The following is a 16761-nucleotide window of genomic DNA, read 5'->3' on the forward strand; positions in this document are numbered from 1 at the left end:
GGACCTACGACTGGTCCTTCAGCCGGGGCAGTACGTTTTCGCAGTACAGCTGGAGGCTGCGGCGGCCCTCGTCCAGGGGCATGCCGCCGGAGAGCGGATGCAGGATGTAGTTGTCGAGCCCCTGCGCCAGGCACTCGTCCGGCGTGAGCACCCGGTAGACACCCTCGGCGCGCAGCTCGTCGACCGAGGACGCCCCCGACTTCACCGCGGACTTGATGTCCCCCGACTGCCAGGACGCGTACGTCCGCGCCTCGTGCAGGAAGTGCTCGCCGTGCTCGGCCCAGGTGCGGTCCGGGTCATCGGACAGGTGCAGGAGCGGGGTCACCTTCCCGGGCATCATGGTCCAGCCCTCGGTCCCGTACTCCTCCAGGCGTTCCTTGTAGTACGCCTCGATCTCGGGCAGATGTGCGCTCGGGAAGAAGGGGAGCCCGAGCCTGGCCGCCCGGCGTGCGGCCGCCTGCGAGGAGCCGCCGACCAGGAGCAGCGGGTGCGGCTGGGTGAACGGGCGCGGGGTGACGCGGACCCGGCGGCCCCGGTAGCTGAACTCCTCGCCGGTCCAGGCCTTGAGCAGCGTTTCGAGCAGCTCGTCCTGGAGCTTGCCGCGCCGCTTCCACTCCACGTCGAACTGCGCGTACTCCTCGGGCCGGTAGCCGATCCCGGCGACCGTGACGAGGCGTCCGCCGCTGATCAGGTCGAGTACGGCGATGTCCTCCGCGAGCCGGAGCGGGTCGTGCAGCGGGCCGATGATCGCGGAGACGGTGACCGCGATGCGCTTCGTGGCGCCGAGGACCGCGCCCGCGAAGGTGAAGGGCGAGGGTAGCCAGTTGTTGGCGACGCCGTGGTGCTCCTCGGTCTGCACCGTGTCGATGCCCTGCTCGTCGGCGTAGCGGGCCATCTCGACGGCCGCCTGGTAGCGGGCCGCGAGCGTTTCGGGTGTGCCGGCGGGGTCGACGAGGTTGAACCGTACGACGGACACGGGCATGGAAAAGTCCCCCTCCGCGAGGCGTGGAGCCGGATGCGTGGAGGGGGACGTTAGCTGACGGAGCGTCAGGAAGCCATGGCTTCGGCGGCCTCGGCCTCGTCCGGGGCGGTCGTGGTGTCGGCCGGCTTGGGCAGCGCCAGGTACAGCAGGCCGGAGACGACGATCGTGACGACCCAGCCGAGGCCGTACTCACCGATGAAGTTGTTCGAGGCGAGCGGTCCCGAGAACCAGGTCGACGACGTGAACAGCAGGCCCACGACCAGGCCGACCGCCCAGGCGACGCACGCGGCGGGGGAGAAGCCGCCCTTGTACCAGTAGGCGCTGGCGCGGGTGGTGTCGATCAGGGCCTCGGCGTCGTAGCGCTTGCGCTTGAACATGTCCGCGCCGAAGACGCCGACCCAGGCGGAGAAGGCCACGGCGAGCAGCGAGAGGAAGGAGATGAACGAGCTCATGAAGCTCGTCGCCACCAGCATCAGGATGGCGCCGAAGACCAGCGAGATCACCGCGTTGATGGAGACGGCCCAGTGCCGCGGCACCTTGAAGCCGAGGGTCTGCGCGGTGAAGCCGGCCGAGTACATCGACATGGCGTTGATCAGCAGCATGCCGACCAGGGCGATCAGCAGGTACGGCACCGCGATCCACATCGGCAGGATCTCGCCGAGGAAGGAGACCGGGTCCTGAGCGGAGGCCAGGTCCGGGGTGGAGACCGCCATCACGGCACCCATCAGGACCATCGGCAGCACGACGATGCCGGCGCCGCCGATCGAGTTCCCGATGATCCCCTTGGTGGAGGCGGTGCGCGGCAGGTAGCGGGTGAAGTCGGGGGAGGACGGGATCCAGCTGACGCCACCGGCGGCGATCATGCCGATACCCGCGACCATCAGGGACGTCTTCCCGGCGGGCTGCCCGAAGACCTCGGACCAGTCGGTGTTGATGATCAGGTAGATCAGCACCAGGACCGAGAAGATGCCGAAGAGGTACGTCGCGTACTTATTGCACTTCTGTACGACGTTGATGCCGAGGCCCGAGATCGCGAACGTGACGCACACGAACACCAACAGGGTGAGGATCACCAGGAAGTTGTTCTGCTTGATGCCGAACAGGATGTCCAGGACGGTGAGCACGGCGTACGCGCCGGTCACCGCGTTGATCGTCTCCCAGCCCCAGCGCGCGACCCAGATCAGCGAGCCGGGCAGCAGATTTCCGCGCTGACCGAACACCGCGCGGGACAGCGCCATGCCGGGCGCGCCACCGCGCTTGCCCGCGATGCCGATCAGGCCCACGAGGCCGTACGACACGATGGGCGCCGCGATGGCCACGACGATGGCCTGCCAGAAGTTGAGCTTGTAGCTCACGACGAGGCTCGCGCCCATCGTGAGAAGAAGCACGCTGATATTGGCGGCGACCCAGGTCGGGAAGAGCTCGCGGGTCTTGGCGGTGCGCTCGGCGTCGGGGACGGGCTCGATGCCGCGTGTCTCCAGCGCGCCTTCTGCTTCGGCGGTCTTGCTCATGCGGTGGGGTTCCGTGCCTCTCGCTCGGCTCGGCCGTGGGGGACGGCGGAGAGCCGGTGGGGGGTGACGGGCCCGCAGGGCCCTTGTGGAGTGGTGTCGCGATCCGGAGTGGTGTCGTCCTGATCGCGTTGGACTCTACGCGCGTTGATGCGGCGACTGCCATCGTACTTTAGTCCGAGTCAGACCCGTCAGGGGCCTTTGTCCTTTGGAGGAAGGTACGAACACGGCTTGGGCGGGGTCCATGACTGATACTGGACGGGTTATGGAAACCGTCATCCTTGCTGTAGTCATCGCCGTGGTCGTGATCGGCGCGCTCGGCGGGCTCGTGATCGGCAGCCGCAAGAAGAAGCAGCTGCCCCCGTCCCCGCCGTCGGCGCCCGACATCACCACCGCCCCGCCCACAGAGCCGCACGTCGGCGAAGAGGCCGAGACGCCGCGCGACGAAGCGCGGCGCACGATCGAAGAGGTCGACCTCCCCACCGCCGAGCCGACCGCGGAGGAGGAACCCGAGGCCCCGGCCGCCGAGGAGCCCGCCGCTCCCGAGATCGAGGTACCGGAGCCGACCGCGGGCCGCCTCGTGCGGCTGCGCGCCCGCCTTTCCCGTTCGCAGAACGCGCTCGGCCAGGGCCTGCTCACCCTCCTGTCCCGCGAGCACCTCGACGAGGACACGTGGGAGGAGATCGAGGACACGCTGCTCACCGCCGACGTCGGCGTGCAGCCCACCCAGGAACTCGTCGAGAACCTGCGCGAGCGCGTCAAGGTGCTCGGCACCCGCACGCCGGACGAGCTGCGCGCGCTGCTGCGCGAGGAGCTCCTCAAGCTGCTCGTCCCCGAGTTCGACCGCACCGTGAAGACCGAGGGTCTCGCCACCGAGGGCACGACGCCCGGCATCGTGATGGTCGTCGGCGTCAATGGCACCGGCAAGACCACCACCACCGGCAAGCTCGCGCGCGTGCTCGTCGCCGACGGCAAGAACGTGGTGCTCGGCGCCGCGGACACCTTCCGTGCGGCCGCCGCCGACCAGCTGCAGACGTGGGGCGAGCGGGTCGGTGCGCGCACCGTGCGCGGCCCCGAGGGCGGCGACCCGGCCTCCATCGCCTTCGACTCCGTCAAGGAGGGCATCGAGGAGGGCGCCGACGTCGTCCTGATCGACACCGCGGGACGGCTGCACACCAAGACCGGGCTCATGGACGAGCTCGGCAAGGTCAAGCGCGTCGTGGAGAAGCACGCGCCGCTCGACGAGGTGCTGCTCGTCCTCGACGCGACGACCGGGCAGAACGGGCTGGTCCAGGCCCGCGTCTTCGCCGAGGTCGTCGACATCACGGGCATCGTGCTGACCAAGCTGGACGGTACGGCCAAGGGCGGCATCGTCGTGGCCGTGCAGCGTGAGCTGGGCGTGCCGGTCAAGCTCGTGGGTCTCGGTGAGGGCCCCGACGACCTGGCGCCGTTCGAGCCGGAGGCGTTCGTGGATGCGCTTATCGGCGAGTAAGCGCTCCGCTGTGCGCGAGAGAACCGCGGCCGTGACTGCTCTGTGCCGAGCGTCGCGGCCGCGGTCTTTTCCTACGCGCAGGGTGAGCGATGGGCCACGTACGCCAGCGTGCCCAGGAGAAGCCTCGCCTGCGGCGGTTGACTCGCCGTGTCCAGGGACGGCGGGCGCAGCCAGGACGTCGGGCCGAGGCCGCCGCGGTCCGAGGGCGGGGCCGTGACGTAGCCGCCGGCGCCCAGTGCGTGCAGGTCGAGGGCCGCGTCGTCCCAGCCCATCCGGTAGAGCAGCGTGGGGAGTTCGGCCGCGGCGCCCGGTGCCACGAAGAAGTGGGCGCGGCCCTCCGGCGTGGCGATGACCGGGCCGAGAGGGACGCCCATGCGCTCCAGGCGGATCAGTGCCCGGCGGCCCGCGGCCTCCGGCACGTCGATCACATCGAAGGCCCGGCCGACCGGCAGCAGCACCGCGGCGCCGGGGAACCGGCCCCAGGACTCGGTCACTTCGTCGAGCGTGGCCCCCGCCGGGACCAGCGCGGCCGGGTCGAGCGGGTGGGCCCCGGGGGCCGGGCAGCCGGCCTTTCCGCAGGAGCACGCGGAGCCGACGGCGCGGGCGCCGGGCACCACGTCCCAGCCCCAGAGGCCGGTGAACTCCGCCACCGTGGTGCAGTCCGAAGCGCGGCCGGACGTGCGGCCGCGGCGACGTGAGCCGGTGCGCATCTCGCGCATGCCGCCGATCGTGAAGCCCATGCCCCCTCCAACACATCCCGTACGCCGGTGGTTACGCGGCGGAATCGGATCGTTACCCAATGCGCACGCCGCCCCGGTCGGACCGGAGCCGATTCGCATTCGGGGTGGTGCGCCCGGTGTCGCACGCCCCCGTCCACCCTCGTCCGCCTACTTCCGGCTGTCGTATGTCAAGTGAATCGCGTGGGGCCGCTGCTGGGTTCATTCGAAGGGGTGGCGAATGGTGGCGTTTCCGTGTTCGCCCTCGCGGGAGGGGTGATCGTAGGATTACTTTCAGTGCACGAGCCCTGAGGGTGAGTGCACCCGTGGGTATGCCGCAGGCAAGTCGGTTTCCTGTTCGAGGAGTGACAACTGCCGGACGGGGAACCGGGTTTGACGGCATCCTGGTAGGGCTTACGGGCAAGAGTGTGGAGAACAACGATCTACGGGACTTCACACAAAGCGGCTTAGATGGCTTTCAGGGATGGGGGCGTTCCAGTGGGCGGCAGCGGCGGTGGCGTCACGAACGCCGAGAAGCGCCCGAACGAGCTGCTCGGTTCGTGGTTCGTGCGCAGTGGCTGGTCCAAGGGCGAGCTGGCGCGCCAAGTGAACCGACGGGCCCGGCAGTTGGGTGCGAACCACATCTCCACGGACACCTCGCGCGTGCGCCGCTGGCTCGACGGGGAGAACCCGCGCGAGCCGATCCCGCGGATCCTCAGTGAGCTGTTCTCCGAGCGTTTCGGCTGCGTCGTCGCCGTCGAGGACCTCGGCCTGCGCGCCGCGCACCAGGCGCCCTCGGTGTCCGGTGTCGATCTGCCCTGGACCGCCCCGCAGACCGTGGCGCTCATCGGCGAGTTCTCCCGCAGCGACCTGATGCTCGCGCGCCGCGGCTTCCTCGGCAGCTCGCTCGCGCTCGCCGCGGGCCCCTCGCTGATCGAGCCGATGCAGCGCTGGCTGGTGCCGACCCCCGGCGCCTCGGCGAGGCCGGATCCCGAGCCGGTCACCCAGCGTCGCGGGAACCGACTCTCGAAGCCGGAGCTCGACCTCCTGGAGTCGACCACGGTGATGTTCCGCCAGTGGGACGCCCAGTGCGGCGGCGGTCTGCGCCGCAAGGCCGTCGTCGGCCAGCTCCACGAGGTGACCGACCTGCTGCAGGAGCCGCAGCCGGAGGAGACGACGCGGCGGCTGTTCAAGGTCGCCGCCGAACTCGCCGAGCTGGCCGGCTGGATGAGCTACGACGTGGGCCTGCAGCCCACCGCCCAGAAGTACTTCGTGCTCGCCCTGCACGCCTCCAAGGAAGCGGGCGACAAGCCGCTCGGCTCGTACGTGCTCAGCAGTATGAGCCGGCAGATGATCCACCTCGGCCGTCCCGACGACGCCCTCGAACTCATCCACCTCGCCCAGTACGGCAGTCGCGACTGCGCCAGCCCTCGCACCCAGTCCATGCTGTATGCGATGGAGGCCCGCGCGTACGCGAACATGGGACAGCCCGGCAAGTGCAAGCGCGCCGTGCGGATGGCCGAGGACACCTTCACGGACGCCGGCGACTGGGACGACCCGGATCCCGACTGGATCCGCTTCTTCTCCGAGGCCGAACTGCACGGCGAGAACAGTCACTCGTACCGGGATCTCGCCTATGTGGCCGGTCGCAGCCCCACGTACGCGTCGCTGGCGGAACCCCTGATGGAGCGCGCCGTCGAGCTGTTCGGGAAGGACGCCGAGCACCAGCGTTCGTACGCGCTGAACCTGATCGGGATGGCGACCGTGCACCTCCTGCAGAAGGAGCCCGAGCAGTCCACGGTGCTCGCGGGGAAGGCCCTGGAGATCGCCAGGAAGGTGCGCTCCGAGCGGGTCAACACCCGGATCCGTAAGACCGTCGACACCGCGACGCGGGACTTCGGCGACATCGCCGAGGTCATCGACCTCACCGAACAGCTCGCGCTCCACCTGCCGGAGACCGCCGAAGCCGCGGTCTGACGGCGGGGGAGCACCCCCACAGATCCCGGCCACGGCCACCGTCCCGAAACAGCCCGACTCGGCTCCCCTACGCCAGGTCATCGCGGACGGAGGTCGTGGCCGGTCCGTTTCCGGCATTTCATCCACCCGTAACACCCGCGAGCTCTTCGTCACTGCGGCGAAACATCAAGGGGCGCGAACGGAAACGGCGCTGCAGCAATGTCATGGCGCATAACCGGCCCCATGACGAGGAGACGCCGATGGCTGCAGCCATCACGCTGGCGGCAGACGCACCCACACTGTCGCCCGCCAATACAGGCTTCATGTTGATCTGTTCCGCCCTGGTGATGCTGATGACGCCGGGCCTGGCCTTCTTCTACGGAGGCATGGTCCGCGTCAAGAGCACCCTGAACATGCTGATGATGAGCTTCATCAGCCTCGGGATCGTCACGATCCTGTGGGTGCTGTACGGCTTCTCCGTGGCGTTCGGCACCGACAAGGGCTCGCTCCTCGGCTGGGACGGCGACTTCGTCGGGCTCAGCGGGATCGGCCTCACCCAGCTCTGGGACGGCTACACGATCCCGGTCTACGTGTTCGCGGTCTTCCAGCTGATGTTCGCGGTGCTGACACCCGCGCTGATCAGCGGCGCGCTCGCGGACCGCGTGAAGTTCAGCGCCTGGGGGCTGTTCATCGCGCTGTGGGTCACGATCGTGTACTTCCCGGTCGCGCACTGGGTGTGGGGGACCGGCGGCTGGGCCTTCGAGCTCGGCGTGATCGACTTCGCCGGTGGTACGGCCGTGCACATCAACGCCGGTGCCGCCGCCCTCGGCGTGATCCTCGTCATCGGCAAGCGCGTCGGTTTCAAGAAGGACCCGATGCGGCCGCACTCGCTGCCGTGGACGATGCTCGGTGCCGGTCTGCTGTGGTTCGGCTGGTTCGGCTTCAACGCCGGTTCGTGGCTCGGCAACGACGACGGCGTCGGCGCGCTGATGTTCATCAATACGCAGGTCGCGACCGCTGCCGCCATGCTGGCCTGGCTGGCCTACGAGAAGATCCGGCACGGCGCGTGCACCTCGCTCGGCGCCGCGTCCGGTGCCGTCGCAGGTCTTGTCGCCATCACTCCTTCCGGTGGTTCCTGCTCGCCGCTCGGCGCGATCGCCATCGGCGCCATCGCCGGTGTGCTGTGCGCGATGGCCGTGGGCCTCAAGTACAAGTTCGGCTACGACGACTCGCTCGACGTCGTCGGCGTCCACCTGGTCGGCGGCGTCGTCGGCTCCCTGCTCGTCGGCTTCTTCGCCACGGGCGGCGGCCAGTCCGACGCGTCCGGCCTGTTCTACGGCGGCGGCCTCGACCAGTTCTGGAAGCAGTGCGCGGGCGTCGGCGGTGTTCTCGCCTACTCGCTGATCGTCTCCGCGGTCCTCGCCTTCGCCCTCGACAAGACCATCGGCATGCGGGTCGACGAGGACGACGAGGTCTCCGGCATCGACCAGGCCGAGCACGCGGAGACCGCGTACGACTACAGCGGCGCGGGCGGCGGCACCGTGGCCCGCCAGGCGGTTCCCACCCCGGCCGCCACCCCGAAGGACCCGCAGAACACGAAGAAGGTCGACGCATGAAGCTGATCACCGCGGTCGTCAAGCCGCACCGGCTCGACGAGATCAAGGAAGCCCTCCAGTCCTTCGGCGTCCAGGGCCTGACCGTGACGGAGGCCAGCGGCTACGGTCGTCAGCGCGGGCACACCGAGGTCTACCGCGGCGCCGAGTACACCGTCGATCTGGTACCCAAGATCCGTATCGAGGTCCTGGTCGAGGACGACGACGCCGAGCAACTGCTCGATGTCGTGGTGAAGGCCGCGCGGACCGGCAAGATCGGCGACGGCAAGGTCTGGGCGGTCCCCGTCGAGACGGCCGTGCGGGTGCGCACCGGCGAACGTGGCCCGGACGCGCTGTAACGGACTTGGACGGAACGGGAGTCGCCGGTGACGAGCGTGAACGACGTACGTGCTGAATCAGAGGATTCCGGACCCGGCGGCTATGCGGCGGCCCGGCTGCGCCTCCTCCAGGGGGAGGCGCGGTCCGGGCCGCCGCGCCGTGCCGCCCTCGCGGAGCTGACCGACGACTGGCTCGCCGAACTCTTCGGCGCCGGAGCGCCGGGAGTCTCCCTCGTGGCGGTCGGCGGGTACGGGCGCGGCGAGCTCTCCCCGCGCAGCGACCTCGACCTGCTCCTGCTGCACGACGGCTCGGCGGACCCCAAGGAGGTCGCCGCGCTCGCCGACCGCATCTGGTACCCGGTGTGGGACCTGGGCCTTGCCCTCGACCACTCCGTCCGTACGCCATCGGAGGCGCGCAAGACCGCGGGCGACGACCTCAAGGTGCAGCTCGGCCTGCTCGACGCCCGGCACCTCGCGGGTGACCTCGGCCTCACGGCGGGCCTGCGCACCGCCGTGCTCGCGGACTGGCGCAACCAGGCGCTGAAGCGGCTGCCCGAACTGCGCGAGCTGTGCGAGGAACGGGCCGCGCGCCAGGGCGAGTTGCAGTTCCTCCTCGAACCCGACCTGAAGGAGGCGCGGGGCGGGCTGCGGGACGCCACCGCGCTGCGCGCCGTCGCCGCCTCCTGGCTCGCGGACGCACCCCGCGAGGGCCTCGCCGACGCGCGGCGCCGGCTCCTCGACGTACGGGACGCCCTGCATCTGGCCACCGGGCGCGCCACCGACCGGCTCGCGCTCCAGGAGCAGGACCAGGTCGCCGCGGAACTCGGCCTGTTGGACGCCGATACGTTGCTGCGGCAGGTGTACGAGGCCGCGCGCACGGTGTCGTACGCCAGCGACGTCACCTGGCGGGAGGTGGGCCGGGTGCTCAAGTCCCGGTCGGCCAAGCCGCGGCTGCGGACCCTGCTCGGCGGCGGGAAGTCCGCGCCGGTCGAGCGCTCCCCGCTCGCCGAGGGCGTCGTCGAGATGGAGGGGGAGGTGGTGCTCGCCCGCGCCGCCAAGCCCGAGCGCGACCCGGTCCTGCCGCTGCGCGCCGCAGCTGCTGCCGCCCAGGCCGGACTGCCGCTGTCCCCGCACGCCGTACGACGGATGGCCGCCGCCGCCCGCCCGCTGCCCGCGCCCTGGCCCGCCGAGGCCCGCGAACAGCTGGTCACGCTGCTCGGCGCGGGCCGGCCGACCATCGAGGTGTGGGAGGCGCTCGAGGCCGAGGGGCTGATCACCCGGCTGATCCCGGACTGGGAGCGGGTGCGGTGCCGCCCGCAGCGAAATGCCGTGCACACGTGGACCGTTGACCGGCACCTCGTCGAAACCGCCGTCCAGGCCGCCGAGTTGACGCGGCGTGTGCACCGGCCCGACCTGCTGCTCGTGGCGGCGCTGCTGCACGACATCGGCAAGGGCTGGCCGGGTGACCACTCGGTCGCGGGCGAGGTCATCGCGCGGGACGTCGCCGCGCGGATCGGTTTCGACCGGTCCGATGTCGCCGTGCTCGCCTCCCTCGTACGGCACCACCTGCTGCTCATCGAGACCGCCACGCGGCGCGACCTGGAGGACCCCGCGACCGTGCGGTCCGTCGCGGACGCGGTCGGCTCGACCGGGACGCTCGAACTGCTGCACGCGCTGACCGAGGCCGACGCGCTGGCCACCGGGCCCGCCGCCTGGTCGTCCTGGCGGGGCTCACTGGTGACCGATCTGGTCAAGCGGGTCTCGGCGGTGCTCGCGGGGGAGGGCGCCGAGGGGGACGCCACCGACGCCGAGCCGACGGCCGAGCAGGAGCGGCTCGCGGTGGAGGCGCTGCGCACCGGCGGGCCCGTACTGGCGCTGCGGGCGCAGACCGATGCCGTACCGACCGAGGCGGAGGGGGACGCCGAACCGGAGCCGCTCGGCGTCGAGTTGGTCATCGCGGTGCCGGAGCAGGACGGAGTGCTGCCGGCCGTGGCCGGGGTGCTCGCGATGCACCGGCTGACCGTGCGGACGGCGGAGCTGCGGGCGCTGACACCGCCGGAGGGCGTGGAGGGAGTCGCCCTGCTGCTGGACTGGCGGGTCGCCGCCGAGTACGGCTCGCTGCCGCAGGCCGCGCGGCTGCGCTCCGACCTCGTACGGGCCCTGGACGGCTCGCTCGACATCGCGGCGCGGCTCGCCGAGCGGGACGCCGCGTATCCGCGCAGGCGCGGTGTGGTGGCGCCGCCGGCCCGGGTGACGGTGGCCTCCGCGGGCTCGCGCCGTGCGACGGTGATCGAGGTGCGGGCGCACGACGCGCCGGGTCTGCTGCACCGCATCGGGCGTGCCCTTGAGGGGGCCGGGGTGCGGGTGCGCTCGGCGCATGTGTCGACGCTGGGCGCCAACGCGGTCGACGCGTTCTACGTGGCCGGGAGCGATGGCGGGCCGCTGCCCTCGCGGGAGGCGGTGTCCGTGGCGCGGGGCGTGGAGGAGGCGCTGCGGGGGTGAGCCCCCGCGAGTGGGCCGGGGTCCGTGTCGTGCGGCACGGACCCCGGCCGGGATCACTTCCCGGTGAAACCGGGTCTCACTTGCCGATGAAACCGTTCGTACGCAGGAAGTACAGAGCGGCCTGATCGGCGCTCTTCCCCTCCAGGTCGACCATCCCGTTGAGCTTGATGATGGTCTTCTCGGTGAGCGCGTCGCCGAGCTTCTTCGACAACTTCGTGAGCTGCGGGTACTTCTTCGCGGTCTCGTCGCGCACGGTCAGCGCGGCCAGCTCCGTCGTGAAGTGCCCCTTGTCGTCGTCCAGGACCTTCAGGTCCAGGGACTCCAGGCGGGCGTCCGTCGTGAACACCTCGGCGAACTTGCAGGGGCTGCCCTTCGCCACGTTCACGAAGTTCAGCGCGAACGCGTTCTGGTAGACCTGCGGCGCCGCGAACTTCAGCTTGTACGGGCTCTGCTCCAGCGCCGACAGCTCACGGTCCAGGAACTCCGAGGCCCCGCAGAGCGTGGCGTCCTCCGGGTGGTCCTTCGCCAGCTTCGCCAGGTCGCTGATCGAGTCGACCTTGCCCGCACGGCCCGTCGCGTCGGAGGCGCGGGCGATCGTGTACTGGTTGCCGAACCGGGCCGGGCCCAACCACTTGATCTTGTGTTTCTTCAGGTCCTCTTTCGAGGTCGCCGCGAACTGCGCGGCGCTGCCCTGTACGGGCTTGTCGTGCTGCAGGAACTGGGTCCAGCCGGTGCCGGAGTAGTCCCAGTACATGTCGATGTCGCCGCCCTGCAGCGCGCTGCGCGCGATCGTGGTGCCCTGCAACCCCGTCTGGTCCTTGGTCTTCGCCCCGGCGGCCTCCAGCGCGTACAGCGTGATCTTGCCGAGGATCTGCTGCTCGGTGAACTCCTTGGAGCCGACCGTGAAGTGCGCGCCCTTCAGGTCGACGTCCTTGGCGATCGAGCCGCCGTCGAGCTGCTTCTGGCTCGCGGTGCGCGGCAGGTTGTCGGATCCGCCGGAGCCCGCGTCGGAGCAGCCCGTCAGGGCCGAGCCGAGCAGAGCGACGCACAGTGTCGCGGCCGGTCCGAATCGCATGCGTGTCTTCACTTCTCTCACAGGCCCCTTCTCACAGACCGCGCGGGCGCAGCAGGTTCTCGACGATCCCGGCGACCCAGTCCACGAGCAGCGCGAGGACGGCCACGAGCACACTGCCGGTGACCAGGACCAGGTTCCGGCTGGAGTTGATCCCGTTCGAGATCACATCGCCGAGTCCGCCGGCCCCGATGAACGTCGCGAGCGCGACCGTGCCCACCGTGATCACCAGCGCCGTACGGATACCGGCGAGCATCACCGGCACCGCGAGCGGCAGTTCGATCCGGCGCAGCACCTCCCACTTCGTCATCCCCATGCCCTGGGCGGACTCGAGGATCGACGGGTCGACCTGCTGAAGGCCCGCGATGGTGTTGCGCAGCACCGGCAGCACCCCGTACGCGACGAACGCGATCAGCGCGATCTGCGTCACCCCGAGGCTGACGAAGGCCACCGCGAGCAGCACGATCAGGCCGAGCGAGGGCAGTGCCTGCCCGATGCTGGCGACCGCGAGGACCGGTCCCGCGAGGGGGCGGGCCCAGCGGCGGGTGAGCAGCACGCCGAGCGGGATGGCGATCACCAGGATGAACACCGTGGCGACCGCGGTCAGTTCGAGGTGCGTGAGGGTGCGGCTGAGCAGGTAGTCCGCGTTCAGACTGCGCAGCTCGATCTGGTCCTTCTCCTGCCCGGAGACGTACCAGGCGAGGAGCGCGAGGACCACGGCGAGGGCGAGCGGGGTGAGGGCGAGGCGCCACAGCGGCGGCAGGACGCGGGTGCGGTCGGCCTTCGCATGAGCGACCGCGGGGACGTCCTCGACGAGTGCCTGGGTCACGGCCGGGCCCCCTGCAGCAGACCGGAGCCGCTGTCGGCGTGGATCAGCGTCCGCAGCGTGTCCAGGGTGACGACCCCGCGGTAGCGGCCCATGTCGTCCACGACCGTCAGCGCGGAGGCGTTCACGGCGAGCAACTCGTCGAGCGCGTCGTACAGGCTCGTGGCCGGGCCGAGCGGGGAGATCAGCGGCAGCCGGGTGCCACCGCCGGCGGGCAGCCAGCCGACGGGGCGGCGGTCCTCGTCCAGGACCACCACGAACTCGCGGCCGCTGTCGGCGGCTGTGTCCTCGGCGGCCTGCTGCTCCTCGGCGCTCGCCGATTCGGCGACGGTGGGCCACAGCGGTACGTCGACGTTCCCGAGCCGGGTGAGCGAGAGGCGGCGGACGGCGGCGCCCGCGCCGATGAAGTCGGTGACGAACTCGCTCGCCGGCTCGGCGAGGATCTTCTCCGGGGTGTCGTACTGGACGACGTTGCCGTGCTCGGCGAAGACGGCGATCTTGTCGCCCATCTTCACGGCCTCGTCGATGTCGTGGGTGACGAAGACGATCGTCTTGCGCAGCTTCGACTGGATCTTGAGGAACTCGTTCTGCAGCGCCTCGCGGTTGAGCGGGTCGATGGCGCCGAAGGGCTCGTCCATGAGCATCACCTGCGGGTCGCCGCCGAGCGCGCGGGCGACACCGACGCGCTGCTGCTGGCCGCCGGAGAGCTGCTTCGGGTAGCGACCGCGGTACGTGTCCGGGTCCAGGCCCACCATGTCGAGCAGCTCGTCCACGCGCGCGTGGACGCGTTTTTTGTCCCAGCCGAGCAGGCCGGGCACGGTGGCTATGTTCTGGGCGACCGTCTGGTGCGGGAAGAGCCCGGACTGCTGGATCGCGTAACCGATGCGGCGGCGCAGCTCGTGCACCGGGATCTTCGTGACGTCCTCGTCGGCGAGGTGGATGCGGCCGGACGTCGGCTCGATCAGCCGGTTGATCAGCTTCATCGTCGTCGTCTTGCCGCAGCCGGAGGGGCCGACGAAGACCACGATCTTCCCCTCGGGGACCTCCAGCGTCAGGTCGTCCACCGCCGGACGCTCCTGCCCCGCGTAGGACTTGGTCAGCCGGTCGAGCCGGATCATCGGGTGACCCCCTTCGGAGTGGTCAGACGGTTGAGCAGGGCGAAGAGCAGATCGAAGAGCAGCGCGAGGACGACGATGGCGAGCGCGCCTTCAAGCGTCAGATAGACGGCGAACGGGGTGCCCGCGCTGGCCAGTCCGTCGAGGATGAGCTTGCCGAGGCCAGGACCGTTCACGGCGGCGGCGATCGCGGCGATGCCGAGCAGCATCTGCGTCGCGACCCGCAGGCCGGTGAGGACCACGGGCCAGGCCAGCGGGAACTCGATGGTGGCGAGGACCTTCAGGCGGGTCATGCCCATCGCGTTCGCGGACTCGACGACGGCCGGGTCCAGCTCGCGCAGGCCGACCACGGTGTTACGTATGACGGGCAGCAGCGCGTACAGCGTCAGGGCCACGATGGACGGCCCCGTGCCCAGGCCGAGCGGCGTGATCAGCAGGCCGAACAGCGCGTAGGACGGGATCGTCAGAAGCAGCCCGGCCGCTCCGAGCACGGCGGCGCGCGGCGCCCGCGTCCGGTACGTCAGGATCGCCACCGGCACGCCGATGAGCACCGCGAGGGCCAGCCCTTCGAGGACCAGCAGGATGTGCGCGAGCGTGGCGTCGAGCACATCGGGCCAGTTGCCCTGGAAGTAGTCGAAGAAGTTCACGCCGGCCTCCCTTGGGGGGCCGGTGGCCTGCGGACCGGCCGTGACGGCCGGTCCGCGGAGGGAGCGAGGGAGGTCATCTGTGAGTTCCTGTTCGCGTCGGAGGTGGATACGGCGGTCCGCCGCACGGCTGCTGGTGGCGGTTGCGGACACGACCGGGCACGCCCCGGCCCGGGGCGGAGGAGAGGGGTGGTGTCGAAACCTGCAGGCGCCTACCCAGTCGGGCGCCACTGATGTGCACGGGTTTACGGAACCGCTGGGACCGTAATTATGACGAACGGCCTGGTCACGCCGGGGTGTCCGCGGCGGATATGGAGGCGTATGCACGGTTTTTTCGTACGTGGGTGCGACCTGTGGGACGCATCGGCACCGGGCCACTGACCACGGCACCGCGGGCGGATACCCTGGAGAGCGACCTGTCCGTAAAGCCCCCGACCCGAGGATTCGCGACCGCCGTGTTCGACACTCTCTCCGATCGCCTCGCAGCGACATTCAAGAATCTCCGCGGCAAGGGGCGCCTCAGCGAGGCGGACATCGACGCCACGGCGCGCGAGATCCGGATCGCCCTCCTTGAAGCCGACGTGGCCCTGCCCGTCGTCCGCGCCTTCATCAAGCAGATCAAGGAGCGGGCGACCGGCGTCGAGGTCTCCCAGGCGCTGAACCCCGCCCAGCAGGTCATCAAGATCGTCAACGAGGAGCTCATCGGCATCCTCGGCGGCGAGACCCGCCGGCTGCGCTTCGCCAAGACCGGCCCGACCGTCATCATGCTCGCGGGTCTGCAGGGTGCGGGTAAGACGACCCTCGCGGGCAAGCTGGGCCTCTGGCTCAAGTCCCAGGGCCACTCGCCGCTGCTCGTCGCCTGTGACCTCCAGCGCCCGAACGCCGTGAACCAGCTGAGCGTCGTCGCCGAGCGCGCCGGCGTCGCGGTCTACGCGCCGGAGCCGGGCAACGGTGTGGGCGACCCGGTCAAGGTCGCCAAGGACTCCGTCGAGTTCGCCAAGCAGAAGGTCCACGACGTCGTCATCGTCGACACCGCGGGCCGCCTCGGCATCGACCAGGAGCTCATGCAGCAGGCCGCGGACATCCGCGACGCCGTGAGCCCGGACGAGGTCCTCTTCGTCGTCGACGCCATGATCGGCCAGGACGCGGTCAACACGGCCGAGTCCTTCCGCGACGGTGTCGGCTTCGACGGCGTGGTGCTCTCCAAGCTCGACGGTGACGCCCGCGGTGGTGCCGCGCTCTCCATCGCGCAGGTCACCGGCAAGCAGATCATGTTCGCCTCCAACGGCGAGAAGCTGGACGACTTCGACGCGTTCCACCCGGACCGCATGGCGTCCCGCATCCTCGGCATGGGCGACATGCTCACGCTGATCGAGAAGGCCGAGCAGACCTTCTCGCAGCAAGAGGCCGAGAAGATGGCCTCGAAGCTGGCCTCCAAGAAGGGGCAGGACTTCACGCTCGACGACTTCCTGGCGCAGATGGAGCAGGTCAGGAAGATGGGCTCCATCTCCAAGCTGCTCGGCATGATGCCCGGCATGGGCCAGATGAAGGACCAGATCAACAACCTCGACGAGCGCGATGTCGACCGCACGGCCGCCATCATCAAGTCGATGACCCCGGCCGAGCGCGCGGACGCCGCGATCATCAACGGCTCGCGCCGCGCCCGTATCGCCAAGGGCTCCGGCGTCGAGGTCAGCGCGGTCAAGAACCTGGTCGAGCGGTTCTTCGAGGCCCGCAAGATGATGTCCCGCATGGCCCAGGGCGGCGGCATGCCGGGGATGCCGGGCATGCCCGGCTCGGGCGGCGGCCCCGGCAAGCAGAAGAAGCAGCAGAAGAAGGCCAAGGGCAAGCAGCGCTCCGGCAACCCGATGAAGCGCAAGCAGCAGGAGCAGGAGGAGGCCGCCCGGCGCGCGGCCGCCGCCGAGTCGGGCGGTGCCCTCGGCCTGCCCGGCGCCGGCCAGCAGGACCCCAAGGACTTCGAGCTCCCCGACGAGTTCAAGAAGTTCATGGGCTGAGGC

At 70.3% G+C, this 16761-nt stretch carries 13 protein-coding genes; 6 read left to right on the top strand and 7 right to left on the bottom strand.

What is annotated here, in order from left to right; translation table 11 throughout:
- Positions 1-4: 4 nt before the first annotated feature.
- Together ACIRHA_RS28535 and ACIRHA_RS28540 are read right to left on the bottom strand one after the other, a co-directional pair.
- Positions 5-982, bottom strand: a complete 978-nt coding sequence (locus tag ACIRHA_RS28535; protein WP_403851562.1) for an LLM class flavin-dependent oxidoreductase — start codon at positions 980-982, stop codon at positions 5-7.
- 65 nt (positions 983-1047) lie between these two features.
- Entirely contained in the window at positions 1048-2493 is a 1446-nt protein-coding gene (locus ACIRHA_RS28540) for a cytosine permease (protein WP_403851565.1), read from the bottom strand.
- A gap of 262 nt (positions 2494-2755) precedes the next feature.
- Here ACIRHA_RS28540 and ftsY point away from each other — a divergent pair, with 262 nt between their 5' ends.
- The gene (ftsY, locus tag ACIRHA_RS28545) at positions 2756-3982 is read left to right on the top strand and encodes a signal recognition particle-docking protein FtsY (protein ID WP_403851568.1); all 1227 of its coding nucleotides are present in this window, start codon (positions 2756-2758) and stop codon (positions 3980-3982) included.
- Between the two features lie 71 nt (positions 3983-4053).
- Here ftsY and ACIRHA_RS28550 read toward each other — a convergent pair whose 3' ends face one another.
- Positions 4054-4722 carry a bifunctional DNA primase/polymerase gene (locus tag ACIRHA_RS28550; RefSeq protein ID WP_403851571.1) on the bottom strand — a complete coding sequence of 223 codons (669 nt, stop codon included), beginning with the start codon at positions 4720-4722 and terminating at the stop codon, positions 4054-4056.
- A 474-nt stretch (positions 4723-5196) separates the two neighbouring features.
- Here ACIRHA_RS28550 and ACIRHA_RS28555 point away from each other — a divergent pair, with 474 nt between their 5' ends.
- From ACIRHA_RS28555 to ACIRHA_RS28570, 4 genes are all read left to right on the top strand, one after another.
- Positions 5197-6675, top strand: a complete 1479-nt coding sequence (locus ACIRHA_RS28555; RefSeq protein WP_403852151.1) for a hypothetical protein — start codon at positions 5197-5199, stop codon at positions 6673-6675.
- A gap of 239 nt (positions 6676-6914) precedes the next feature.
- The gene (locus ACIRHA_RS28560) at positions 6915-8270 is read left to right on the top strand and encodes an ammonium transporter (protein WP_403851574.1); all 1356 of its coding nucleotides are present in this window, start codon (positions 6915-6917) and stop codon (positions 8268-8270) included.
- A complete protein-coding gene (locus tag ACIRHA_RS28565) occupies positions 8267-8605 on the top strand; it encodes a P-II family nitrogen regulator (RefSeq protein WP_306318742.1) in 339 nt (112 codons plus the stop codon). Before ACIRHA_RS28560 ends, ACIRHA_RS28565 begins: the two co-directional genes overlap by 4 nt.
- A gap of 27 nt (positions 8606-8632) precedes the next feature.
- The gene (locus ACIRHA_RS28570; RefSeq protein ID WP_403851577.1) at positions 8633-11086 is read left to right on the top strand and encodes a [protein-PII] uridylyltransferase; all 2454 of its coding nucleotides are present in this window, start codon (positions 8633-8635) and stop codon (positions 11084-11086) included.
- Positions 11087-11162: 76 nt separating this feature from the next.
- Here the strand turns inward: ACIRHA_RS28570 and ACIRHA_RS28575 are convergent, their stop codons facing one another.
- The 4 genes from ACIRHA_RS28575 to ACIRHA_RS28590 are packed head-to-tail and all read right to left on the bottom strand — an operon-like array spanning position 11163 to position 14746.
- Positions 11163-12161: a glycine betaine ABC transporter substrate-binding protein gene (locus ACIRHA_RS28575; RefSeq protein WP_403851580.1), complete on the bottom strand. Its 999-nt coding sequence runs from the start codon at positions 12159-12161 to the stop codon at positions 11163-11165.
- A 31-nt stretch (positions 12162-12192) separates the two neighbouring features.
- A complete protein-coding gene (locus tag ACIRHA_RS28580; RefSeq protein ID WP_403851583.1) occupies positions 12193-12987 on the bottom strand; it encodes an ABC transporter permease in 795 nt (264 codons plus the stop codon).
- Positions 12984-14102: an ABC transporter ATP-binding protein gene (locus ACIRHA_RS28585; protein WP_403851586.1), complete on the bottom strand. Its 1119-nt coding sequence runs from the start codon at positions 14100-14102 to the stop codon at positions 12984-12986. Before ACIRHA_RS28585 ends, ACIRHA_RS28580 begins: the two co-directional genes overlap by 4 nt.
- Positions 14099-14746, bottom strand: coding sequence for an ABC transporter permease (locus ACIRHA_RS28590; RefSeq protein ID WP_403851589.1), 648 nt, complete (start codon positions 14744-14746; stop codon positions 14099-14101). Before ACIRHA_RS28590 ends, ACIRHA_RS28585 begins: the two co-directional genes overlap by 4 nt.
- 452 nt (positions 14747-15198) lie before the next feature.
- Here ACIRHA_RS28590 and ffh point away from each other — a divergent pair, with 452 nt between their 5' ends.
- Positions 15199-16758 (top strand): signal recognition particle protein, encoded by a 1560-nt coding sequence (gene ffh / locus ACIRHA_RS28595; protein ID WP_403851592.1) that lies wholly within the window; start codon positions 15199-15201, stop codon positions 16756-16758.
- Positions 16759-16761 lie beyond the last annotated feature (3 nt).

The sequence above is a fragment of the Streptomyces sp. NPDC102360 genome, assembly GCF_044766085.1.
Lineage (GTDB): Bacteria > Actinomycetota > Actinomycetes > Streptomycetales > Streptomycetaceae > Streptomyces.